The sequence below is a fragment of the Luteimicrobium sp. DT211 genome (assembly GCF_049844995.1).
Classification (GTDB): domain Bacteria; phylum Actinomycetota; class Actinomycetes; order Actinomycetales; family Cellulomonadaceae; genus Luteimicrobium.
Window position 1 is genome coordinate 188365 of sequence record NZ_JBNCMC010000002.1, and the last position, 22728, is coordinate 211092.

Here is a 22728-nt window from a genome sequence, read left to right on the forward strand (position 1 = left end):
ATGGCGCTGACCGCACAGGTGAAGGACGAGCTCGCACGACTCGCGGTGGACCGCACGTCCTACCGCAAGGCCGAGGTCTCGGCGACCCTGCGGTTCGCGGGCGGGCTGCACATCATCTCGGGGCGCATCGTCATCGAGGCGGAGCTCGACACGGCGGCCGCGGCGCGGCGCCTGCGCCAGGCGATCCTCGAGGTCTTCGGGCACTCGAGCGACGTCATCGTCGTGTCGCCGAGCGGGCTGCGGCGCCAGACGCGCTACGTCGTCCGCGTCGTGCGCGACGGCGAGTCGCTTGCCCGGCAGACGGGCCTGCTCGACGCGCGGGGCCGCCCTGTGCGCGGGCTCTCCCCGCAGATCGTGTCCGCGGGCGTGGGGGAGGCGGAGGCAGCCTGGCGCGGTGCGTTCCTCGCGCACGGCTCGCTGACCGAGCCGGGCCGGTCGGCCGCGCTCGAGGTGACGTGCCCGGGTCCGGAGTCGGCGCTCGCCCTCGTCGGCGCCGCGCGCCGGCTCGGGATCCAGGCCAAGGCGCGCGAGGTCCGCGGCATCGACCGGGTCGTCATCCGCGACGGCGATGCGATCAGCGCGATGCTCGTGCGGCTCGGCGCGCACGACACGGTGCTCGTCTGGGAGGAGCGCCGGACCCGGCGCGAGGTCCGCGGCACCGCGAACCGGCTGGCCAACTTCGACGACGCGAACCTGCGCCGCTCGGCGCGGGCGGCCGTGGCGGCGGGGGCGCGCGTGGAGCGCGCGTTCGAGATCCTGGGCGACGACATGCCCGAGCACCTGCGGGAGGCGGGCGAGCTCCGGCTCGCGCACAAGCAGGCGTCGCTCGAGGAGCTCGGGCAGATCGCCGACCCGCCGCTGACCAAGGACGCGGTGGCCGGCCGGATCCGGCGCCTGCTGGCGACGGCCGACAAGCGGGCCGCCGAGCTCGGCGTGCCCGACACCGAGGCCGGGCTGAGCCCCGACATGCTCGAGCTGTGACGCCGTGCCCCGGTGCCGCCGACCGGCCTGGCTCGTCTCACCTGCAGGACACCACGGGGCGACCAAGGTCACACCGGGTATAGGCTTTGGGGGTCGGGAGACCTGCGAAAACCCACCATCGAACCTCGGACGAGGCTCGAGGTGCGTGCTCGGTCAGGGTCACCCCCCGCGTACGCCGATGTACGACAACGTTCGACAACAACCGTGTGCGTCGGAGCAGAACCGGCGCGCCCTGAGGAGGGCATAGTGACCATCCGCGTCGGTATCAACGGCTTCGGTCGTATCGGCCGCAACTTCTACCGCGCGCTCGTCGCGTCGGGTGCGGACATCGAGGTCGTCGCCGTCAACGACCTGACGGACAACAAGACGCTCGCGCACCTGCTGAAGTACGACACGGTGCTCGGCCGCTTCCCGAAGTCGGTCGACTTCGACGCCGAGAGCATCATCGTGGACGGCAAGGCCATCCGTGTCTTCGAGGAGCGCGACCCCGCGAACCTCCCCTGGGGCGAGGTCGGCGCGGACGTCGTCATCGAGTCCACGGGCTTCTTCACGGACGCCGAGAAGGCCAAGGCCCACATCGCCGGCGGCGCCAAGAAGGTCATCATCTCGGCCCCGGCCAAGAACGAGGACGCGACCTTCGTCGTGGGCGTCAACCACACGCAGTACGACCCGGCCGCGCACCACGTGATCTCCAACGCGTCGTGCACGACGAACTGCCTCGCGCCGCTCGCCAAGGCGCTCAACGACTCGATCGGCATCGAGCGTGGCCTCATGACCACGATCCACGCCTACACGGGTGACCAGAACCTCCAGGACGGCCCGCACAAGGACCTGCGTCGCGCCCGCGCGGCCGCGCAGAACATCGTGCCCACGTCCACCGGCGCCGCGAAGGCCGTGAGCCTCGTGCTCCCGGAGCTCAAGGGCAAGCTCGACGGCTACGCGCTCCGCGTGCCGGTCATCACGGGCTCGGCCACGGACCTCACCTTCACCGCCTCCAAGGAGGTCACGGTGGACGAGGTCAACGCGGCCGTCAAGGCCGCGTCGGAGGGCGCGCTCAAGGGCATCCTCGAGTACGTGGACGACGAGATCGTCTCGAGCGACATCGTCACCAACCCGCACCAGAGCATCTTCGACTCGAAGCTCACCAAGGTGATCGGCGACCAGGTGAAGGTCGTCTCCTGGTACGACAACGAGTGGGGCTACTCCAACAGCCTCGTCGCGCTCACGGTGTACGTGGGCGAGCGCCTCTCCTGACGCTCGACGTGCCCGTCGTGCGACTGACTGCGCGACACCCGTAGCACCGATGCCCGCGCCGGGCCGCGGCTCTCACGCCTCGGCCCGGCGCGGGCATCGTCGTGCGGTGACCTCAACACCCCGGCCCCCTCTAGGAGCAGCCATGGCAGTCAAGACCATCGCGGACCTCGGCGACCTGCGCGGCAAGCGCGTCCTCGTCCGCTCCGACTTCAACGTGCCCCTCGACGGCGCGACCATCACCGACGACGGCCGCATCCGCGCGTCGCTCCCCACGCTCGGCGGGCTCGTCGAGGCGGGCGCGCGCGTGGTCGTGACGGCCCACCTGGGCCGCCCCCAGGGCACCCCGGACCCGCAGTACTCGCTCGCGCCCGTCGCGAAGCGCCTCGGCGAGCTCCTCGGCCAGGACGTCGCCCTCGCGGCCGACGTCGTCGGCACCTCCGCGCAGGAGACCGTCGCGGCCCTCGGCGACGGCCAGGTGGCGCTGCTCGAGAACGTGCGCTTCGACGCCCGCGAGACCAGCAAGGTCGACGCGGAGCGCGAGGAGCTCGCGGGCGAGCTCGCCGCGCTCGCCGACGTGTTCGTCTCGGACGGGTTCGGCGTCGTGCACCGCAAGCAGGCGTCGGTGTACGACGTCGCGAAGGTCCTGCCGGCCGCCGCGGGCGAGCTGGTCCTCAAGGAGGTCCAGGCGCTGTCCAGGGCGACCGAGGACCCCGCGCGACCGTACGTCGTCGTGCTCGGCGGCTCGAAGGTCTCGGACAAGCTGGGCGTGATCGCGAACCTGCTCACCAAGGCGGACCGCCTGGTCATCGGCGGCGGCATGCTCTTCACGTTCCTCGCCGCGCAGGGCCACCCGGTGGGCTCCTCGCTGCTCGAGGAGGACCAGGTCGAGACGGTCAAGGGCTACCTCGCGACGGCCGCCGAGCGCGGCGTCGAGATCGTCCTGCCGACCGACATCGAGGCCGCGGACTCGTTCGCGGCCGACGCACCGCACCGCACGGTCCCGGCGGACGCCATCCCCGACGGCACCATGGGCCTCGACATCGGCCCCGACTCGGCCGCACTGTTCGCGAGCAAGATCACCGACGGCAAGACCGTCGTCTGGAACGGCCCGATGGGCGTGTTCGAGTTCCCGGAGTTCGCCGCAGGCACGCGCGCGGTCGCCCAGGCGATCACGGCTGCCACCGCGGACGGCGGGTTCACGATCGTGGGCGGCGGCGACTCCGCCGCGGCCGTGCGCCTCCTCGGCTTCGACGAGGACGGCTTCAGCCACATCTCCACCGGCGGCGGCGCGAGCCTCGAGTTCCTCGAGGGCAAGGAGCTGCCGGGGCTCGCCGTCCTCGGCGCCTGACCCCCCTCACCGCACGCGACCCGCACCCCCAGAGAGAAGGACCCCGTGACCACCACCCGCACGCCCCTGATGGCGGGCAACTGGAAGATGAACCTGGACCACCTCCAGGCCACCCACCACGTGCAGAAGCTCGCGTGGACGCTCAAGGACGCGAAGCACGACTTCGAGACCGTCGAGGTCGTCGTCGTGCCGCCGTTCACCGACCTGCGGAGCGTTCAGACGCTGGTCGACGCCGACAAGCTCCGGGTGAAGTACGCCGCACAGGACGTCTCGGCGCACACCGACGGCGCGTACACGGGCGAGATCTCGCCCGTCATGCTGGCCAAGCTCGGCGTCTCGTACGTCGTCGTGGGCCACTCCGAGCGCCGCCAGTACCACGCCGAGGACGACGCGACCGTGTCCGCCAAGGCGAAGTCGGCGTTCGGTCAGGGCCTCGTGCCGATCATCTGCGTCGGCGAGGGCCTCGACGTCCGCAAGGCCGGCGAGCAGGTGCCGTTCACGCTCGCGCAGGTCGACGGCGCGTTCGAGGGCCTGACCGCGGAGCAGGCGGCGGAGGCCGTCGTGGCCTACGAGCCGGTCTGGGCGATCGGCACGGGCGAGGTCGCCACCCCCGAGGATGCGCAGGAGGTCTGCGGCGCGATCCGCGGGCGGCTCGCCGAGCTGTACTCGGCCGACGTCGCGGACGCGGTCCGCGTCCTCTACGGCGGCTCCGTCAAGTCCGGCAACGTCGCGTCGATCATGGCGCAGACGGACGTCGACGGGGCGCTCGTCGGGGGAGCCAGCCTCGACCCCGAGGAGTTCGCGAAGATCGTCCGCTACCAGTCGCACGCCGGCTGACCCGGGCTGACCGACCCTCGAGGGTCACCCGCCGGCCCGCGGCTCGCCCCGCGGGCCCGGCGGGCGGCCCTGCCCCGCCGCCGTCCGGGGGGCGGCGTGTTCGCCGGAACCGCTCCGGCTCGCCTACTCTTGTCCTGTTCGACACACCGGAACGCGAGGAACACTTCACGTGGACGTACTGCGCATCACCCTCCAGGTCCTCCTGGTCCTCACGAGCATGCTGCTGGTGCTCCTCGTGCTGCTCCACAAGGGCAAGGGCGGAGGCCTCTCCGACATGTTCGGCGGAGGCATCAGCTCGAGCGCCGGCAGCTCGGGCGTCGCCGAGCGCAACCTGAACCGCATCACGGTCATCATCGCGCTGGTCTGGACGGCGTCGATCGTGCTCCTCGGCCTCATCCAGAAGACCAGCTGATCCGCATCGGCTGACGCGGCGCTCCGGCGCCGTCATCGGAACACCGCGCTGCGGAGCCCGGGCATCGTCGCTCGAGGACGCCGCGACGCCCGCAGGGAGAAGAGAAGCCGTAGTGGCTGGGGGACACGCCATCCGTGGCTCGCGCGTCGGCGCGGGGCCGCTGGGGGAGACCGAGCGGGGCGACGTCGCCCCGCGGCTGATCGTGTCGTACTGGTGCGCGCACGGGCACGAGACGAGGCCCGCGTTCGCGCTCGACGCGGAGGTCGAGGTCCCCGCGACCTGGGACTGCCAGCGCTGCGGGCTGCCCGCCGGCCCCGACCGCGAGGCCCCGCCCGAGGCGCCGCGCAACGAGCCGTACAAGACGCACCTCGCCTACGTGAAGGAGCGCCGCAGCGACGCCGACGGCGCCGCGCTCCTCGACGAGGCCCTCGCGGCCCTGCGCGCCCGCCGCGGCGGCTGAGCGCTCCGCAACGCACGAGCACCGTACGCACGACGACGCCGGCGCCGGATCCCCGTGGGGACCCGGCGCCGGCGTCGTCGTGCGTACGGTCAGGCCGCGCCCTGACCGGCGGCCGCGGCGTCCACGAGCCAGAGGGTGAGCTCCGACCCGGTCGCGCCCGCGGCCGGCGTGCCGTGCACGTCGTCGCCCCCGAGCGCCCGGGCGACGGCGTCGGCCTTCTCGGCCCCCGCAGCGACCACCCACACCTCGCGCGCCCCGCGGATCGTCTCGAACGTGAACGACACGCGCTCGGGCGGCGGCTTGGGCGAGCCGTGCACCCCGACGGTCGCGGTCCCGCTCACGTCGAGGGCGGGGTGGCCGGGGAACAACGAGGCGACGTGCCCGTCGGGACCCATGCCGAACATCAGGACGTCGAACGCGGGCGCGGCGGCGCCGTCGGGCGCGAACCGGGCGAGCTCGGCCGCGTACGCGGCGGCCGACTCCTCGGGCGTCGCGTACGCCCCCGCCGGGGGCATCGCGTGCACGTGGTCGGCGGGCAGCGCGCCCCCGGACACGAGCGCGTCGACGAGCGCCTCGCGTGCCTGCGTCTCGTTGCGGTCCGGGTCCTCGTCCGGCAGGAAGCGCTCGTCGCCCCACCACAGGTGGACGCCGGACCAGTCGACGGCGTCGACCAGCGGGCTCGCCGCGACGGCCGCCAGCGTCTTGATCCCGACGGTCCCGCCGGTGAGCACCACGTGCGTCTCGGGCTGGACGGACTGGAGGTCCGTCAGACGCACGAGCAGGCGCGCGGCCGCCGCCTCGGCGAGCGTGTCGGCGTCCGGGTGGACGACGACGCGGTGGTCGGCCGTCATGCCGCGTCGAGCTTCGCGAGGCCCTTGGTGAGGACCTCCCCGAAGGTCTCGTCGGGGTCGAGCCGGCGCAGCTCCTCGGCGAGGGCCTCGTTGAGGAGGCGGATCGGGAGGGCGACGTGGCGGTCGGGCTGGTCGGGCTGCGAGATCGTCACGACGCGGCCGTCGGGACGGTCGAACACGATCGGCCCGCTCCGGCGCTCGAGCGTGACCTTCGTGATGGCGTCGGCCTCGCGGTGGCGCCGGACCGTCACGGGGCAGCGGAGCCGGAGGCGCAGCCAGGCCGCCAGGAGGTCGATCGACGTGTGCCCGCTCTCGCCCTCGATCGTGACCGAGCTGACGGACTCGAACGGTGGCTGGTCGAGCGCGGCCGCGATGAGCCCTCGCCAGAGGGTCACGCGGGCCCAGGCGAGGTCGGTGTCGCCCGGCTGGTGCTCGGCGGCGAGCCGGCGCAGCATCTCCTCGGCGGACGCGTCCTTGGTCGAGTCCGTGACCCGCCGGTGCGCCATGGCGCCCAGCGCGTCCGCGGACGGGTCGGCGGGCGCGTCGGCCGGCCACCACACGACGATCGGGACGTCGGGCAGCAGCAGCGGCGTCACGAGCGTGTCGAGGTGCTCCACGATGGGGCCTGTCGGCCGCAGGAGGATGACCTCGCTCGCGCCGGCGTCGCCGCCGACCCGGATCTCGGCGTCGAGCCGCGCGTCGGCGTCGTCCCGGCCGGCGGGGGAGACGACGATCACGCGGCACGGGTGCTCGCGCGACGCGTCGTTCGCCGCCTCGACGGCCTCCTCGAGGTCGTCCTCGCCGACCCGGATGATGAGCGTGAGCACGCGGCCCAGCGTGACCGCGCCGCCCTCGTCGCGAAGCTTGACGAGGCGCTTGCCGACGTCGTTCGCGGTGGTCTCGGGCAGGTGGACGATCATGGTCTCCTCCAGGCACGGCCGTCGCGGGCCATCATCTCGTCGGCGGACGCGGGCCCCCAGGTGCCCGAACGGTAGGGCTCCGGACGTCCCTTGGACGCCCAGTGGTGCTCGACGGGGTCGAGGATCTTCCAGGAGAGCTCGACCTCCTCCTCGCTCGGGAACAGCGGCGGGTCGCCGAGGAGCACGTCGAGGATGAGGCGCTCGTACGCCTCCGGGGACGACTCGGTGAACGCGTGCCCGTAGCCGAAGTCCATGGTCACGTCGCGGATCTCCATGGCCGTCCCGGGTACCTTCTCGCCGAAGCGGATGGTGACGCCCTCGTCCGGCTGCACGCGGATGACGAGCGCGTTGTGCCCGAGCTCGGCGGTCTGCGACGACTCGAAGGGGAGGTGCGGCGCCCGCTTGAAGACGACGGCGACCTCGGTCACGCGGCGCCCGAGGCGCTTGCCGGTGCGCAGGTAGAACGGGACGCCGGCCCAGCGCCGGTTGTCGATGTCGACGCGGATCGCGGCGAACGTCTCGGTCGTGGACTCGGGGTTGAACCCTTCCTCCTCGAGGTAGCCGACGACCTCCTCGCCGCCCTGCCAGCCGTGCGTGTACTGGCCGCGCGCGGTGTGCTTGCCGAGGTCGCGGGGCAGCCGGACGGCCGAGAGCACCTTGATCTTCTCGGCGCGCAGGTCGGCGGCGTCGAAGCTGAGGGGCTCCTCCATCGCGGTGAGCGCCAGGAGCTGCAGCAGGTGGTTCTGGATGACGTCGCGCGCCGCGCCGATCCCGTCGTAGTAGCCGGCGCGCCCGCCGATGCCGATGTCCTCGGCCATCGTGATCTGGACGTGGTCCACGTAGTTGGAGTTCCAGATGGGCTCGTAGAGCTGGTTCGCGAACCGGAGCGCCAGGAGGTTCTGGACGGTCTCCTTGCCGAGGTAGTGGTCGATCCGGAACACCGAGTCGGGGGAGAACACCTTCGACACGACGCCGGACAGCTCCTGGGCCGACTCGAGGTCGTGCCCGAACGGCTTCTCGATGACCACCCGGCGCCAGGCGTCGGGGCCCGAGTGGGACAGCCCGGACCGCGAGAGCTGCTCGCAGACCTCGGGGAAGGCGCTCGGCGGGATCGACAGGTAGAAGGCGTGGTTGCCGTTCGTGCCGCGGTCCCGGTCGAGCTCCTCGACGGTGGTCCGCAGCCGTTCGAACGCCTCCTCGTCGCCGAACTCGCCCTGGACGAAGCGGATGCCCTCGGCGAGCTGCTTCCAGGTCTCCTCGCGAAACGGGGTGCGCGCGTGCTGCTTGACGGCGTCGTGCACCACCTTGGCGAAGTCCTGGTTGTCCCACTCGCGCCGGGCAAACCCGGTGAGCGCGAAGCCCGGGGGCAGGAGCCCGCGGTTGGCGAGGTCGTAGACGGCGGGCAGCAGCTTCTTGCGCGCCAGGTCTCCGGTCACGCCGAAGATGACGAGGCCGCAGGGGCCCGCGATGCGCGGCAGGCGCAGGTCGCGGGGGTCGCGCAGCGGGTTGTTCCCTGCGCTGATCTTGACGGGGCTCACGGGGTCTGGTGGTCCTCTCGTGCGGTGGTCGCGGGGGTCGGGGACGTCGTTGCCGTGCTCAGGCCCCGTGCCCCGACTCGCGCTCCAGCCCGGCGGTGATGGTGTCGAGGAGCTGCTCCCAGCTGGTGACGAACGAGTCGACGCCGTCGGACTCCAGCTTCGCCGTGACCTCGGCCATCGAGACCCCGAACGACTCGATCGTCGCCAGGTGCCCGCGCGAGGACTCGAACGTCCCGGCGATGGTGTCGCCCGTGACGACGCCGTGGTCGGCGACGGCGTCGAGCGTCTTCTCGGGCATCGTGTTGACCTCGTCGGCGGCCACGAGCTCGGTCACGTACATCGTGTCGCTGTACTCGGGGTTCTTGGTGCCCGTGGAGGCCCACAGCGGCCGCTGGACGTGCGCGCCCTCCGCGGCGAGCGCCTGCCACCGGTCCGAGGAGAACCGCTGCTGGAACAGCTCGTACGCGAGCCGGGCGTTCGCGAGCGCGGCGGTGCCGCGGGCGTCGAGCGCGCCGGGAGAGCCGACGGCGGTCAGCGCGTTGTCGACCGCGGTGTCCACGCGGGAGAGGAAGAACGAGGCGACCGAGCCGAGCTTCGACAGGTCGAGGCCGGCGACCTTCGCGCCCTCGACGCCGGCGAAGAACGCGTCGATGACCTGCGCGTACCGTTCGAGCGAGAAGATCAGCGTGACGTTGACGGAGATGCCCTCGGCGAGCGTGCGCGTGATGGCCGGCAGGCCCTCGACGGTCGCGGGGATCTTGATCATGACGTTCGGGCGGTCGACCGTCTTCCAGAGCTGCTGCGCGAGCGCGACGGTGCCGTCGGTGTCGCGCGCGAGCCGCGGGTCGACCTCGATCGAGACCCGGCCGTCCACGCCGCCCGTGGCGTCGAAGACCGGCCGCAGGACGTCGGCGGCGGCGCGGACGTCGTCGGTCACGATCGTCCAGACGGCCTCGTCGGCCGGGACGCCCGCCGCGGCGAGCGCGGCGAGCTGCTCGTCGTAGGCGTCGCCCTTCGAGACCGCGGCCGCGAAGATCGTGGGGTTCGTGGTGACGCCGACGACGTCGCGCGAGGCGACGAGCTCGGCGAGGTTGCCCGAGCGCAGCCGCTCCCGGGACAGGTCGTCGAGCCAGATGGAGACGCCCTGCTCGCTCAGAAGACGCGTGGGGCTGGGGGTGGTGCTGTCGGACACGCTGATCGCTTCCTTTCCGGGTCGTTCCGGTCCGCCGGCCTGGCCATCTCCCGGGGACCGGTGCCCGGGCGCCGCGTGCGCGGCGCCCGGGCAGGTCACGCTCTTCGGGTTCAGCCCCGGACGGCCGCCAGGGATTCCCGGGCGGCGGCCGCGACGGCCTCCGCGGTGATGCCGAACTCGCGGTACAGCGTCTTGAAGTCGGCCGACGCCCCGAAGTGCTCGAGGCTGACGATCCGGCCGGCGTCGCCGACCAGCTCGCGCCAACCCTGGGCGACGCCCGCCTCGACCGAGACCCGCGCCTTGACGGCCGCGGGCAGCACGGACTCGCGGTACCCGGCGTCCTGCGCGTCGAACCACTCGCGCGAGGGTACGGACACGACGCGCGCCTTGATGCCGTCGGCGGCGAGCTGCTCGCGCGCCTGCACGGCGAGCTGCACCTCGGAGCCGGTGCCGAGCAGGATCACGTCGGGCGTGCTCCCGTCGTCGGCGCCGTCGACCAGGACGTAGGCGCCCTGGGCGACGCCGGACGCGTCGGCGAACCCGTCCGTGCCGCGCGGGAACGTCGGGACGTTCTGGCGCGTCAGGACGATGCCGGCGGGGCGGTCGGTGTGCTCGAGCACGGTGCGCCACGCCCAGGCGACCTCGTTGGCGTCGGCCGGGCGGACGACGTCGAGCCCGGGGATGGCGCGCAGCGCGGCCAGGTGCTCGACGGGCTGGTGCGTCGGACCGTCCTCGCCGAGGCCGATCGAGTCGTGCGTCCAGACGAACGTCGACGGGATCTGCATGAGCGCGGCGAGCCGCACGGCGGGCCGCATGTAGTCGGAGAACACGAGGAACGTGCCGCCGTACGCCCGGGTGCCGCCGTGCAGGACGATCCCGTTGAGGATCGCGCCCATGGCGTGCTCGCGGATGCCGAAGTGCAGCGTTCGGCCGTACTCGTTGCCGGTCCAGGCCTTGGTCGAGTGCTCGCCCGGGATGAAGGACGGCTCGCCCTCCATGGTCGTGTTGTTCGACTCGGCGAGGTCGGCCGAGCCGCCCCACAGCTCCGGCAGGACCGGCGCGAGCGCGCCGAGCACCTTGCCGGAGGCGGCACGCGTGGAGGAGTCCTTGCCGGGCTCGAACGCGGGCAGCGTGTCGGCCCAGCCCTCGGGGAGGGTGCGGGTCGACAGGCGCTCGAGGAGCGCGGCGCCCGTCGGGTTCGCCTCCTGCCACGCCTCGAACGACGTCTGCCAGCGCCCGCGGAGCTCGGCCCCGCGGTCGATCACCTTGCGGGCGTGCGCGAGGACCTCGTCCGACACGGCGAAGCTCGCCTCGGGGTCGAGGCCGAGCTCGACCTTGAGGCCCTTGACCTCGTCCGGACCCATCGCCGAGCCGTGGATCTTGCCGGTGTTCTGCTTGGTCGGCGACGGCCAGCCGATCACGGTCCGCAGCGCGATGATCGACGGCTTGCCGGTCTCGGCGCGGGCCGCGGCGAGCGCGCCGGCGAGCGACTCGACGTCCTCGCCGTAGCCGGTGCCGCCGTTCGTCCAGTCGACGCGCTGGACGTGCCAGCCGTACGCCTCGTAGCGGGCCAGGACGTCCTCGCTGAAGGAGACGTTGGTGTCGTCCTCGATCGAGATGTGGTTCTGGTCGTAGACGACCACGAGGTTGCCGAGCTTCTGGTGGCCCGCGAGCGACGACGCCTCGGACGTCACGCCCTCCTGCAGGTCGCCGTCGCCGGCGATCGCCCAGATGGTGTGGTCGAACGGGCTCTCGCCCGCGGCGGCGTTCGGGTCGTACAGGCCCCGCTCGCGGCGCGACGCGAAGGCCATCCCGACCGCGGACGCGAGGCCCTGGCCGAGCGGCCCCGTCGTGATCTCGACGCCCTTGGTGTGGCCGTACTCCGGGTGGCCCGGGGTCAGCGAGCCCCACGTCCGCAGCGCCTGCAGGTCCGACAGCTCGAGGCCGTAGCCCGACAGGAAGAGCTGGACGTACAGCGTGAGCGAGGAGTGGCCGGCGGACAGCACGAACCGGTCGCGGCCGACCCAGTGGGGGTCGGTCGGGTCGTGGCGCAGGAACTTCTGGAACAGCAGGTAGGCCGCGGGCGCGAGGGAGATCGCGGTGCCGGGGTGTCCGTTGCCGGTCTTCTCCACCGCGTCGGCGGCGAGCGCCTTGATGGTCTTGACCGCCTGGTCGTCGAGCTCGGACCACTCGAGCGGCAGCCCTGCTGGTGTGAACGCGTTCACCGAACCTCTTTCCTGCGCGAGGAGCGCAGCCCTCGCAGCACTGTGCGTGTCGTCGTGCGCGGACGGAGCGCGGTGTGCGCTTCGTCACCCGGCGGCCGAGCGGACCTGCGGGGGCTGAGGAGCCTCCGACAGGGCACGGCACGGCCGGTGCGGGCGCGCGAGCGGGTCTGAGGGCTGTCCGCGCGCCGTTCACCACCCTACCGACTCGCTCGGCCCGCTGCCCGGGGCGGTCCGTCCCCTGGACGAGGAGCGTGTCCCCGCGGGGCGTGGCCGGGCCTCGGCTGCCGTCGCGCCCGTCCCGGACGACGTAGCATGGAGCCGCGACGCGCGCAGGCGCGAAAACCCCATTCGACGAACGGAAACACGGGCCCGCGTGACCACCATGAGCCAGGCAGCGACGAACGACGCGCCCGATCTCGGGACGGTCGGAGGTGCGGGCGTCGCTCCGGCGGACCCGGGCACGCGGTGGGGTCGCGTCCGCCACCGGGTCGGCGCGTACGTCTCGCTGACCAAGCCCCGCATCATCGAGCTGCTGCTCGTGACGACGGTCCCGACCATGATCCTCGCGGAGCGCGGTTTCCCGTCGCTGTGGCTCCTGGTCGCGACCCTCGTGGGCGGCGCGCTGGCCGCGGGCAGCGCGAACGTCCTGAACTGCTACGTGGACCGCGACATCGACCGGCTCATGAACCGGACGCGCAAGCGCGCGACGGCGACGGGCGAGATCAGCGGCCCCGCGGCGCTCACGTTCGGCCTGGCGGTCGGCGTGGTCGCGACCGTGTGGCTGCTCGCGTTCGTCAACGCGATGTCCGCGGCCCTCGCGGTCGGGGCGATCGTCTTGTACGTCGTCTTCTACACGATCATCCTCAAGCGCCGGACGTCGCAGAACATCGTCTGGGGCGGGGTCGCGGGCTGCATGCCGGTGCTCATCGGCTGGTCGGCGGTCACGGGCTCGCTGTCGTGGGCGCCGGTCGCGCTGTTCGGCGTGGTGTTCTTCTGGACGCCGCCGCACTACTGGCCGCTGTCCATGAAGTTCAAGCGCGACTACGCGAACGCGGGCGTGCCGATGCTGCCGGTCGTGGCCAAGGACACGCGGGTCGCGCGCGAGATGATCTGGTACACGGTCGCGATGATCGCCTGCTCGCTCGCGCTCGTCCCGCTCGCCGACATGACGTGGTTCTACACGGTGTGCGCGGTCGCGCTCGGGGGCTGGTTCCTGTTCCTGTGCCTCCGGCTGCTGCGGCGCGCCGAGCACCCGGAGACGGGCAAGCTCGGCGCGATGAAGGTCTTCCACGCGTCGATCACGTACCTCACGCTGCTGTCGGTGGCCGTGTGCGTCGACGTCTTCCTCCCGTTCTGAGCGTCGCCGTCGTCCGATGGCTGAGACCCTGCGCGACGCGCTCGACCAGTACCTGGCCCATCTGACGGTCGAGCGGGGCCTGTCGGTCAACACCACCTCCGCCTACCGACGCGACCTGGTCCGCTACGTCGACTACCTCGACGGGTGTGGCGTGCAGATGCCGGGCGACGTCACGCCGACGCACGTCCAGGAGTTCGTCGTCGCGCTGCGCTCGGGCGGGGACGGGCGCGCGGTCCTGTCGGCGTCGTCGACGGCGCGCTGCCTGGCCGCCGTGCGCGGCTGGCACGGCTTCTGCGAGGGCGAGGGCCTGACGACCGGCAACCCGGCGCACGACGTGCGGGCGCCCACCCGGGAACGGCGGCTCCCCAAGGCGATCAGCGTCGAGGACGTGGGCCGGCTGCTCGAGGCGGCGGCGCTGGGGGAGGGCGCCGTCCCGGTGCGGGACGCGGCCCTGCTCGAGCTCGTGTACTCGACGGGCGCGCGCATCTCGGAGGCGGTGAGCCTCGACGTCGACGACCTGGACCTCGACGGCGACGCCGCCTCGGTGCGGCTGTTCGGCAAGGGGCGCAAGGAGCGCGTCGTGCCGGTCGGGTCGTTCGCGGCACGCGCCGTCGGGGCGTACCTGGTGCGCTCGCGGCCGGAGCTCGCGGGGCGGGGCCGGGGGACGCCCGCGGTCTTCCTCAACGCCCGCGGTGCGCGGATGAGCCGGCAGAGCGCCTGGGCGGTGCTGCGGCACGCGGCGGAGCGGGCGGGCCTCGGTGCGCACGTGTCGCCGCACACGCTGCGCCACTCGTTCGCGACGCACCTGCTGGCGGGCGGCGCCGACATCCGGGTGGTCCAGGAGCTGCTGGGGCACGCGTCGGTCACGACGACCCAGCTCTACACGCTCGTGACGCCCGACGCGCTCCGCGAGGTGTACGCGGCGACGCACCCGCGCGCGCTGGGCTGACAGGCGCCCGAGACCGAGGTCCGGCACGCCCGGCGACGGTCCGAAGCTGCGCGGGAACGCTGTTGTAGGTTGGCTGCGTGAGCAGCCAGGCATCGAGCGAGAGCACCGAGCAGACGCTGCCGACCCTGTCGGCCCTGATCCCCGAGGAGCGCCAGGGTCCGCTGCTGGACCAGGTGGGCCGGGAGCTCCCTGAGTTCCCGGTGCCTGAACGGCTGACGTCGCACGGCCCCGGCCGGATCATCGCGCTGTGCAACCAGAAGGGCGGCGTCGGCAAGACGACGACGACCATCAGCCTGGGCGCCGCGCTCGCCGAGTACGGGCGCCGCGTGCTCGTCGTCGACTTCGACCCGCAGGGCGCCGCGTCGGTGGGCCTCGGCATCAACCCGAACGAGCTCGACCTCACGATCTACAACGCGATGATGGAGCGGGGCACGTCGCTCCACGACGTGCTCCGGCACACGGACATCGACGGTCTCGACCTCGTGCCCGCCAACATCGACCTCTCGGCCGCCGAGGTGCAGCTCGTGGGCGAGGTCGCGCGGGAGAGCGTGCTGTCGCGCGCGCTGCGCGACGTCGTCGACGAGTACGACGTGATCCTCGTGGACTGCCAGCCGTCCCTCGGCCTGCTCACCGTCAACGCGCTCACGGCCGCGCACGGCGTGATGATCCCGCTCGAGTGCGAGTTCTTCGCCCTGCGCGGCGTGGCGCTGCTGGTCGAGACGATCGAGAAGGTGCGCGACCGGCTCAACCCGCGCCTCGAGGTCGACGGCATCCTCGCGACGATGTTCGACTCGCGGACGCTGCACGCGCGCGAGGTCGTCCAGCGGGTCTACGAGGCGTTCGGCGACACCCTGTTCCACACCGTGATCGGGCGGACCGTGAAGTTCCCGGACGCCTCGGTTGCGGCGGAGCCGATCACGGTCTACGCCCCGACGCACGCGGGCGCGACGGCGTACCGGCAGCTCGCGCGAGAGCTGGTCGCGCGTGGCGACGCAGCCTGACGAAGCCGCGACCGGGCCGACCGCGCCCGACGAGCCGGAGGGGCGCCCGGGGGGCTTCGAGGTCCACCTGGCGAACTTCTCCGGCCCGTTCGACCTGCTGCTCTCGCTGATCTCCAAGCACAAGCTCGACATCACCGAGGTCGCGCTCGCCCAGGTGACCGACGAGTTCATCGGGTACATCCGCGCCGCCGAGACCGCGGCGTCGGACGGGACGGGCTCCGGGTGGGACCTGTCGACGGCGAGCGAGTTCCTCGTCGTCGCCGCGACGCTGCTCGACCTCAAGGCCGCCCGCCTGCTGCCCACGGGCGAGGTCGACGACGCCGAGGACCTCGAGCTGCTCGAGGCCCGCGACCTCCTGTTCGCCCGGCTGCTGCAGTACCGCGCGTACAAGCAGGTGGCCGACGTGGTCCGCGGCCGCCTCGACACCGAGGGCCGCCGGTTCCCGCGCGTCGTGGCGCTCGAGCCCCAGCTCGCCGCGCTCCTCCCGGAGCTCGTCTGGCAGCTCGGCCCCGACGACCTCGCGCGCCTGGCCGCGCGGGCCCTCGCTCCCCAGGCGCCCCCGCCGGGCGTCGACCTCGCGCACCTGCACGCGCCCGCGGTGAGCGTGCGCGACCAGGCCGTCCTGATCGCGGACCGGCTCCGGCACGACGGCGCCGCCTCCTTCCGCGCGCTCACGGCGGACGCCGGCGAGGTGGACGTCGTGGTCGCGCGGTTCCTCGCGCTGCTCGAGCTGTTCCGGGAGGGGTTGGTCGGGTTCGACCAGGTCACGCCGCTCGGCGAGCTCACCGTCCGCTGGTCCGGCGGGGACGGCACGGCCGAGGCGGCGGCGCTGCGGACCGACTACGACGACGTCGGCGACCCACGGGCCGCGCCCGCCGACCAGGAGGTGCCGGTATGACGGACGAGACGCTCCCCGAGGCGACCGAGACCGCGGCGGCGGAGCCGACGGAGCCGACCGTGGCTGAGGTGGCCGACGCGCCCGACGTGCACGCGCTGCCCGGCGGAGCGCACGCGGCGCTCGAGGCCGTCCTCATGGTCGTCGACGAGCCCGTGCCGGTGGAGCGCCTCGCCAGCGTCGTCGCGCTGCCGGTCGCGGAGGTCGTCGAGGTCCTGCACGAGCTCGCGGCCGCGTACCGGGGCGAGGTGGACGGCGAGGTCGTGGCGCCGCCGCGCGGGTTCGAGCTGCGCGAGGCGGGGGGCGGGTGGCGGATCTACTCCGCGCCCGCGTTCGCGGACGTCGTCGGGCGGTTCGTCCTCGAGGGCCAGACGGCGCGCCTCACCCAGGCGGCCCTGGAGACGCTGGCGGTCGTCGCCTACCGCCAGCCGGTGACGCGCGGGCAGGTGTCGGCGGTGCGCGGGGTGAACGTGGACGGCGTCGTGCGGACGCTCACGTCGCGCGGGCTCGTGGCGGAGGTGGGCACCGACCCGTCGTCGGGCGCCGTGCTCTACGGGACTACGGGATACTTCTTGGAGCGGATGGGCTTCTCGTCGCTCGACGAGCTGCCGCCGCTGGCCCCGCACCTGCCGGACCTCGACACGCTCGACGACGCGTTCGAGACCGCGTTCACCGCACCGCGGCCCGAACGGGACGGCGCGCCGCAGCGGGGCTGACCGCAGCGCCGACGACCGAACGAGGAGACCCGTGAGCCCAGCACGTAGGAGCGGCCGCAACGCCGCCAGCACCCCGGCGAGGGACGTCCACGACCCGGACGGCGTGCGCCTGCAGAAGGTCCTCGCCACCGCGGGCTACGGTTCGCGCCGGGCGTGCGAGGACATCATCGCCGCGGGCCGCGTCGAGGTCGACGGCGTGCGTGTGACGGAGCTGGGCCTCCGGGTGGACCCGACCAAGGCCGTCGTGCACGTCGACGGGCTGCGGGTGCAGCTCGACACGTCGCTCGTGACGATCGCGCTCAACAAGCCCCTCGGCGTCGTGTCCTCCATGCACGACGACGAGGGTCGGCCGGACCTGTCGCCGTTCGTCGCTGACCGGTCGGAGCGGCTGTTCCACGTCGGCCGCCTCGACGCGGACAGCGAGGGCCTGCTGCTCCTCAGCAACGACGGCGAGCTCGCCAACCGGCTCACCCACCCCCGCTACGAGGTGCTCAAGACGTACCTGGCGACCCTCGAGGGGCGCGTCCCGGACTCGCTCCGGCGGACGGTGCTGCGCGGCATCGAGCTCGAGGACGGGCCGGTGAAGGCCGACCACTACCGGGTCGTCGACCGGACGCCGCAGCAGTCGCTCGTGGAGATCCAGCTGCACGAGGGTCGCAACCGCGTCGTCCGGCGCCTGTTCGAGGAGCTCCGGTTCCCGGTGACCCGGCTGCTGCGGACCCAGGTCGGCCCCGTGCACCTCGGTGCGCTCAAGCCCGGCCGGACCCGGGTGCTCGGCCGCGACGAGCTCGGCGCGCTCATGTCAGAGGTGGGGCTGTGAGGGGTCGGGCCGTGCGAGGTCGGGCCTGATGGCGGTCCGGGCGATCCGCGGCGCGACGCAGCTCGACGTCGACGAGCGCGAGCACCTGTTCGCGCGCACGCGCGAGCTGGTCGCGGAGGTGCTGGCGCAGAACGAGGTCGAGACCGACGCGCTGATCTCGGTCGTGTTCACCTGCACCCCCGACCTGACCAGCGACTTCCCCGCGGCCGCGGCGCGCGAGATGGGACTCGGCGACGTGCCCCTGCTGTGCGCCGTCGAGATCGCCGTGCCGCACGCGCTCCCGCGGGTGGTCCGGCTCCTGGCCCACGCCGACCTCGACGTGCCGCGCGGCGCCGTCCGGCACGTCTACCTGCACGGGGCGACGGCGCTGCGGCGCGACCTCGCGCAGTGAGACCGGCGGCGGAAGCGCAGTAGTCTCCTGACGGGCCGGTTGCCGGCACCCCTTCCCATCAGCACGAGCAGGACGGATCGCACGCACGTGACCCTCGTCATCGCCATCGACGGGCCCTCGGGCTCCGGCAAGTCCAGCGTCTCCAAGGCGGTCGCCCGCCGGCTGGGGCTCGCGTACCTCGACACCGGCGCCATGTACCGTGCGGCGACGTGGTGGTGCCGGCACCAGGGCGTGGACCTCGCCGACGCCGCGGCCGTCGAGGCCGCCGTCGCCCGGATGCCGCTCGAGATGGGCGTCGACCCCGACTCGCCCTCCGTGCACGTGGGCGGCGAGGACGTGGGCGCCGCGATCCGCACGACCGAGATCTCCACGGCCGTCAGCGCGGTCGCCACCAACCTGGCCGTCCGCGACGAGCTCCGCCGCCTGCAGCGCGCGGCGATCGACGGGGAGAAGCTCGACGGGTTCTCCGGCGGGCGCGGGATCGTCGCCGAGGGACGGGACATCACGACCGTCGTCGCGCCCGACGCGGACGTCCGCGTGCTCCTCACCGCGAGCGAGGAGGCACGGCTCGCGCGCCGCGCCCGAGAGCTCCACGGCTCGGACGGCGCGGGCGCCGTCGAGGCCACCCGTGACCAGATCGTGCGACGCGACGCGGACGACTCGACCGTCTCGCAGTTCCACGTCGCCGCCGACGGCGTCGCGACGGTCGACTCCTCCGAGCTCGACCTCGAGCAGACGGTCAATGCGGTTCTCGCCGTCGTCGCCGAGCTCGCCCCCGCGGCCGCTCCCACCGACGAGGTGGGCACCGGGCGCACGGACGCATGAGCGGGGCGCCGCGCGTGGAGCAGGACCTGCCGGGCGCCGCGGGACCGGCCTGGTCCCGGTGGGTCGGGCGGTTCCTCGGACGCGTCGTCTGGAACGCCCGTGTCGTCGGGGCCGAGCACGTGCCGGACGACGGGCCGATCATCCTCGCCGCGAACCACACCGGTCTGCTCGACGGGCCGCTGCTCCTCGGCGTCGCGCCGCGCGGGCTCCACATCCTGGTCAAGGAGACCATGTGGGTCGGCCCGGTCGGGTGGGTTCTCAAGGCGTCGGGCCAGATCCCGGTCGACCGCGACGGCGGGCGGCGTGCCCTGGCGACCGGGCTCGGCGTGCTCCGCCGGGGGGACGCCGTCGGCGTGTTCCCCGAGGGCACGCGCGGGCGAGGCGACTTCTCCGGCGCGCGAGCCGGCATCGCCTGGCTCGCCCTCAACGGGCACGCCCGCGTGGTGCCGACCGCGCTGCTCGGCACCCGACGCACCGGGCGCAGCGTCAACAGCCTGCCGTTCCCCCGGGCGCGGCTGCACGTGGAGTTCGGAGCGCCGATCGCCGTCGTCCGCGAGGCCGGTGTGAGCGGCAAGGAGGCGATCGCCCGGGCCGCGGACACCATCCGCGACGGGCTCGCGGCGCACGTCCACGCCGTCAGCGCGAGCACCGGGATCGCGCTCCCGCAGGACGACCCGCTGCGCAGCTGAGCCCCGCGCGGGGCGCGGTTCGTCGTGGCGCCCCGCACCTGGGAGAATCGACGCATGAGCACCCCCGACCTTCCGGTGTCCGGCGAGCCCGACGGCGTCGACCCCGCCGACGACGTGACGCGTGAGCGCGCCCTGCGTGCCGGGCTGCACGACTACGAGCTCGACGACGCCGACCTCGCCCTGCTCGACGGCGGCGAGCTCGCGGACGACCTCGGCGAGGAGCCCGAGGTCCTGCCCGTGCTCGCGATCGTCGGCCGCCCGAACGTGGGCAAGTCGACGCTCGTCAACCGCATCATCGGCCGCCGGGAGGCGGTCGTCGAGGACACGCCCGGCGTGACGCGCGACCGCGTCAGCTACCCGGCGGAGTGGGCCGGGCGCCGGTTCACGCTCGTCGACACGGGTGGCTGGGAGGTCGACGTCGCCGGCATCGACGCGCGCGTCGCGGAGCAGGCGGAGGTCGCGATCGCCCTCGCCGACGCCGTCGTGTTCGTCGTGGACGCCACGGTCGGCGCCACGGCCACCGACGAGGACGTGGTGCGGCTGCTGCGCAAGGCCAAGAAGCCCGTCGTCCTGTGCGCGAACAAGGTCGACGGCCCGCGCGGCGAGGCCGACGCGACGGCCCTGTGGAGCCTCGGGCTCGGCGAGCCGCACCCGGTGTCGTCCCTGCACGGCCGCGGCACGGGCGACCTGCTCGACGCGGCGATGGCCGCCCTGCCGACCGAGTCCGCGCACGGCGTGGCGCTGCCCGAGGGCCCGCGGCGCGTGGCGCTCGTCGGCCGCCCGAACGTCGGCAAGTCCTCCCTGCTGAACAAGCTCGCGGGCTCGGAGCGCGTCGTCGTGCACGAGACCGCGGGCACCACGCGCGACCCGGTCGACGAGCTCGTCGTGCTCAAGGGGATCCCGTGGTGGTTCGTGGACACGGCCGGCATCCGGCGGCGCGTGCACCAGACCAAGGGCGCGGACTTCTACGCGAGCCTGCGCACGCAGGCGGCGATCGAGAAGGCAGAGGTCGCGGTCGTGCTGCTCGACGCGTCGGAGACGCTCACCGAGCAGGACACGCGCGTGATCTCGCAGGTCGTCGAGGCGGGGCGCGCGCTCGTCATCGCGTACAACAAGTGGGACCTCATGGACGAGGACCGGCGCACCTACCTGGAGCGCGAGATCGAGCGCGAGCTCGTCCAGGTGCAGTGGGCACCCCGCGTCAACGTGTCCGCGAAGACGGGCTGGCACGCGGACCGGCTGGTGCCCGCGCTCGAGCGCTCGCTCGAGTCGTGGGACAAGCGCATCCCGACCGGGCGCCTCAACGCGTTCCTCGGCGAGCTCGTCGCCGCCCACCCGCACCCGCTGCGCGGGGGCAAGCAGCCGCGCATCCTGTTCGCGACGCAGGCGTCCACGCGTCCGCCGCGGTTCGTCGTGTTCGCGTCCGGGTTCCTCGAGGCCGGCTACCGCCGGTTCATCGAGCGCCGGCTGCGCGAGACCTTCGGCTTCGAGGGCTCGCCGATCGAGATCTCCGTGCGCGTGCGGGAGAAGCGCAAGCGCTGAACCGCCCCGCCCAGCATCACGTGGTCGGGATGCGGCCGCGCAGCGTGTCCGGGCCCGTGACCGAGCCGGGCTCGCGGAACTCGTCGAGGAGCTCGCGCGCGCGGTCCGTCGAGTCCCAGACGTTCCACAGCAGCACGCCCTTGAGCCTGCCCGGCTCGCCGGAGTCCTCGGTGCCCACGTAGTAGACGACGCCGGTGTCGCCCTCCGCGCCCGGCGCCCAGTCCTCGACGAGGTCGAGGCTCGCGTCGAGCACCCCGACCGCCTCGTACCCGAGGTCGAAGATGTCCGAGTAGTAGAAGGGCGTGTGCTCGTACGGCCCGAGCTCGTTGCCGAGCACCGAGGCCGCCATGTTGAGCCCGGCGGTGCGGCCCGACTGCTGCGCGTGATCGACGTGCTCGACGCGGCGGGTCCCGAGCAGCCGGTCCGGGTACAGGGCGATGTCGCCGGACGCGAAGACGTCCGGGTCGCTGGTGCGCAGCGCCTCGTCGACGACGACGCCCCGCTGGTCCTCGTCGACGGCGAGGCCCGCCGCGACGGCGAGCTCGATGTTGGGCTCGATCCCGAAGCCCACGACCACCCCGAGCCCCGACAGCGTCACGGGCGACCCGTCGACGTCGGCGTGCACGAGGACGCGGTCGGGCTCGGTCTGCTCGAGGCCGGTGGCACGTGCCCTCGTGACGACGTCGACGCCGTGCTCCGCGTAGCGGGCCTCGATGCGTCGGGCCAGGATCTCCGGGTAGGTCGTCGATCCTGGGATCGGGTCGGCGGTCAGGTAGGTCACGGGCGCACCGGCCATGGCGAGGCCCGCGGCGACCTCCGTGCCGATGTAGCCGCCGCCGACGACGATGACGCGGCCCGCGTCCGGGTCGCCCGCCTGGGACCGCGCCTCGTCGGCGAGCTCGCGGGTGCGGTGGTAGTCGCCGAACGAGCGGTAGTAGACGACGCGCGGGTTCGGCGGGAGGTTCAGCTCGCGGGGCCGTCCGCCCGTCGCGAGCAGGAGCGCGCGGTAGCCGTACTCGTCGTCGTCGTTCGCTATGACGACGTGGCTCTCGCGGTCGATCCGCGTGACGCGGGTCGACGTGCGGACGTCAGCGCGGGCGGCCTCGGCGGTGCCGAGGTACGCGGAGTCGGGGGAGAGGTCCGGGTCTCGCCACAGGTCCTTCGAGAGCGGTGGCCGCTCGTACGGCTCGTCGACGTCCTCCGACAGGATCGCGATGCTGCCGTCCGGGTCCAGCTCCCGGATCCCGCGGGCCGCCGTGTCCGCGGACATGCCGCCGCCGACGATCACGTAGTCGTAGTCGAACCGCATCACGGGCCTCCTGAGGCGTGGGTGTCGCTGTGCCGGCCTGGCCGGGCCGGCGACGTCGTCCGGACGCTCCCACCGTAGGACGCCGCGGGCGTCCTCCGCGCGACCAGGCGGAACACCCGTCGGCCTGACGTCGCGGAGCGGAATGTGGTCCTGGCACCGGCCGCACGTGGGGTAGCATTACGGACGGCCCTGAGGGGTCACCTCGGTGTGCGAGGT

The 22728-nt window shown here is 73.3% G+C and carries 22 protein-coding genes; 16 read left to right on the forward strand and 6 right to left on the reverse strand.

Features of this window, described 5'->3' with window-relative positions:
* The 6 genes from whiA (at position 1) to ACLQ14_RS05030 (ending at position 5292) form a co-directional block, all read left to right on the forward strand.
* Positions 1–981, forward strand: a complete 981-nt coding sequence (gene whiA, locus ACLQ14_RS05005; RefSeq protein ID WP_425810522.1) for a DNA-binding protein WhiA — start codon at positions 1–3, stop codon at positions 979–981.
* Positions 982–1227: 246 nt separating this feature from the next.
* Complete coding sequence (gene gap, locus ACLQ14_RS05010; RefSeq protein ID WP_425810524.1) at positions 1228–2235, forward strand: type I glyceraldehyde-3-phosphate dehydrogenase; 1008 nt, start codon at positions 1228–1230, stop codon at positions 2233–2235.
* A gap of 142 nt (positions 2236–2377) precedes the next feature.
* Entirely contained in the window at positions 2378–3583 is a 1206-nt protein-coding gene (locus tag ACLQ14_RS05015) for a phosphoglycerate kinase (protein WP_425810526.1), read from the forward strand.
* A 45-nt stretch (positions 3584–3628) separates the two neighbouring features.
* Positions 3629–4420: a triose-phosphate isomerase gene (gene tpiA, locus ACLQ14_RS05020; protein ID WP_425810529.1), complete on the forward strand. Its 792-nt coding sequence runs from the start codon at positions 3629–3631 to the stop codon at positions 4418–4420.
* Between the two features lie 169 nt (positions 4421–4589).
* Complete coding sequence (gene secG, locus ACLQ14_RS05025; protein ID WP_425810531.1) at positions 4590–4832, forward strand: preprotein translocase subunit SecG; 243 nt, start codon at positions 4590–4592, stop codon at positions 4830–4832.
* 112 nt (positions 4833–4944) lie between these two features.
* Positions 4945–5292, forward strand: a complete 348-nt coding sequence (locus tag ACLQ14_RS05030) for an RNA polymerase-binding protein RbpA (RefSeq protein ID WP_425810533.1) — start codon at positions 4945–4947, stop codon at positions 5290–5292.
* An 89-nt stretch (positions 5293–5381) separates the two neighbouring features.
* Here the strand turns inward: ACLQ14_RS05030 and pgl are convergent, their stop codons facing one another.
* The 5 genes from pgl to tkt form a co-directional block, all read right to left on the reverse strand.
* Entirely contained in the window at positions 5382–6143 is a 762-nt protein-coding gene (pgl, locus tag ACLQ14_RS05035; RefSeq protein ID WP_425810535.1) for a 6-phosphogluconolactonase, read from the reverse strand.
* Positions 6140–7063 carry a glucose-6-phosphate dehydrogenase assembly protein OpcA gene (locus tag ACLQ14_RS05040; protein ID WP_425810537.1) on the reverse strand — a complete coding sequence of 308 codons (924 nt, stop codon included), beginning with the start codon at positions 7061–7063 and terminating at the stop codon, positions 6140–6142. The genes pgl and ACLQ14_RS05040 overlap by 4 nt, the downstream gene beginning before the upstream one ends.
* The gene (gene zwf, locus ACLQ14_RS05045; protein ID WP_425810539.1) at positions 7060–8601 is read right to left on the reverse strand and encodes a glucose-6-phosphate dehydrogenase; all 1542 of its coding nucleotides are present in this window, start codon (positions 8599–8601) and stop codon (positions 7060–7062) included. The genes ACLQ14_RS05040 and zwf overlap by 4 nt, the downstream gene beginning before the upstream one ends.
* Positions 8602–8659: 58 nt before the next feature.
* The gene (gene tal / locus ACLQ14_RS05050) at positions 8660–9793 is read right to left on the reverse strand and encodes a transaldolase (protein ID WP_425810541.1); all 1134 of its coding nucleotides are present in this window, start codon (positions 9791–9793) and stop codon (positions 8660–8662) included.
* Positions 9794–9903: 110 nt separating this feature from the next.
* Entirely contained in the window at positions 9904–12018 is a 2115-nt protein-coding gene (gene tkt, locus ACLQ14_RS05055) for a transketolase (RefSeq protein WP_425810543.1), read from the reverse strand.
* 382 nt (positions 12019–12400) lie between these two features.
* Between tkt and ACLQ14_RS05060 the strand changes: the two genes are divergently transcribed.
* The 10 genes from ACLQ14_RS05060 (at position 12401) to der (ending at position 21203) form a co-directional block, all read left to right on the forward strand.
* Positions 12401–13375, forward strand: coding sequence for a heme o synthase (locus ACLQ14_RS05060; RefSeq protein ID WP_425811631.1), 975 nt, complete (start codon positions 12401–12403; stop codon positions 13373–13375).
* Positions 13376–13391: 16 nt separating this feature from the next.
* The gene (locus ACLQ14_RS05065; protein WP_425810545.1) at positions 13392–14324 is read left to right on the forward strand and encodes a site-specific tyrosine recombinase XerD; all 933 of its coding nucleotides are present in this window, start codon (positions 13392–13394) and stop codon (positions 14322–14324) included.
* Between the two features lie 137 nt (positions 14325–14461).
* Positions 14462–15325, forward strand: coding sequence for a ParA family protein (locus ACLQ14_RS05070; protein ID WP_425811633.1), 864 nt, complete (start codon positions 14462–14464; stop codon positions 15323–15325).
* The gene (locus ACLQ14_RS05075) at positions 15309–16223 is read left to right on the forward strand and encodes a segregation and condensation protein A (RefSeq protein ID WP_425810547.1); all 915 of its coding nucleotides are present in this window, start codon (positions 15309–15311) and stop codon (positions 16221–16223) included. The genes ACLQ14_RS05070 and ACLQ14_RS05075 overlap by 17 nt, the downstream gene beginning before the upstream one ends.
* Complete coding sequence (gene scpB / locus ACLQ14_RS05080) at positions 16220–16936, forward strand: SMC-Scp complex subunit ScpB (protein ID WP_425810549.1); 717 nt, start codon at positions 16220–16222, stop codon at positions 16934–16936. Before ACLQ14_RS05075 ends, scpB begins: the two co-directional genes overlap by 4 nt.
* 31 nt (positions 16937–16967) lie before the next feature.
* The gene (locus ACLQ14_RS05085) at positions 16968–17756 is read left to right on the forward strand and encodes a pseudouridine synthase (RefSeq protein WP_425810551.1); all 789 of its coding nucleotides are present in this window, start codon (positions 16968–16970) and stop codon (positions 17754–17756) included.
* Positions 17757–17784: 28 nt separating this feature from the next.
* Positions 17785–18147 carry a chorismate mutase gene (gene aroH / locus ACLQ14_RS05090; protein ID WP_425810553.1) on the forward strand — a complete coding sequence of 121 codons (363 nt, stop codon included), beginning with the start codon at positions 17785–17787 and terminating at the stop codon, positions 18145–18147.
* 87 nt (positions 18148–18234) lie between these two features.
* Positions 18235–18972: a (d)CMP kinase gene (gene cmk, locus ACLQ14_RS05095; protein ID WP_425810555.1), complete on the forward strand. Its 738-nt coding sequence runs from the start codon at positions 18235–18237 to the stop codon at positions 18970–18972.
* Positions 18969–19661, forward strand: a complete 693-nt coding sequence (locus ACLQ14_RS05100) for a lysophospholipid acyltransferase family protein (protein ID WP_425810557.1) — start codon at positions 18969–18971, stop codon at positions 19659–19661. The genes cmk and ACLQ14_RS05100 overlap by 4 nt, the downstream gene beginning before the upstream one ends.
* 54 nt (positions 19662–19715) lie before the next feature.
* Entirely contained in the window at positions 19716–21203 is a 1488-nt protein-coding gene (gene der / locus ACLQ14_RS05105; protein ID WP_425810559.1) for a ribosome biogenesis GTPase Der, read from the forward strand.
* A 16-nt stretch (positions 21204–21219) separates the two neighbouring features.
* Here der and ACLQ14_RS05110 read toward each other — a convergent pair whose 3' ends face one another.
* On the reverse strand, positions 21220–22512 hold the full coding sequence (locus ACLQ14_RS05110) for an NAD(P)/FAD-dependent oxidoreductase (RefSeq protein WP_425810561.1): 1293 nt from the start codon (positions 22510–22512) through the stop codon (positions 21220–21222).
* Between the last annotated feature and the right edge of the window lie 216 nt (positions 22513–22728).

Excerpts from the sequence above, each read along its gene's own strand:
- ACLQ14_RS05040 (WP_425810537.1), bottom strand. The coding sequence starts at position 7,063 with ATGATCGTCCACCTGCCCGAGACCACCGCGAACGACGTCGGCAAGCGC.
- pgl (WP_425810535.1), bottom strand. The coding sequence starts at position 6,143 with ATGACGGCCGACCACCGCGTCGTCGTCCACCCGGACGCCGACACGCTC.
- aroH (WP_425810553.1), top strand. The coding sequence starts at position 17,785 with ATGGCGGTCCGGGCGATCCGCGGCGCGACGCAGCTCGACGTCGACGAG.
- ACLQ14_RS05060 (WP_425811631.1), top strand. The coding sequence starts at position 12,401 with ATGAGCCAGGCAGCGACGAACGACGCGCCCGATCTCGGGACGGTCGGA.
- whiA (WP_425810522.1), top strand. The coding sequence starts at position 1 with ATGGCGCTGACCGCACAGGTGAAGGACGAGCTCGCACGACTCGCGGTG.
- ACLQ14_RS05015 (WP_425810526.1), top strand. The coding sequence starts at position 2,378 with ATGGCAGTCAAGACCATCGCGGACCTCGGCGACCTGCGCGGCAAGCGC.
- ACLQ14_RS05065 (WP_425810545.1), top strand. The coding sequence starts at position 13,392 with ATGGCTGAGACCCTGCGCGACGCGCTCGACCAGTACCTGGCCCATCTG.
- ACLQ14_RS05110 (WP_425810561.1), bottom strand. The coding sequence starts at position 22,512 with ATGCGGTTCGACTACGACTACGTGATCGTCGGCGGCGGCATGTCCGCG.
- ACLQ14_RS05100 (WP_425810557.1), top strand. The coding sequence starts at position 18,969 with ATGAGCGGGGCGCCGCGCGTGGAGCAGGACCTGCCGGGCGCCGCGGGA.
- scpB (WP_425810549.1), top strand. The coding sequence starts at position 16,220 with ATGACGGACGAGACGCTCCCCGAGGCGACCGAGACCGCGGCGGCGGAG.
- der (WP_425810559.1), top strand. The coding sequence starts at position 19,716 with ATGAGCACCCCCGACCTTCCGGTGTCCGGCGAGCCCGACGGCGTCGAC.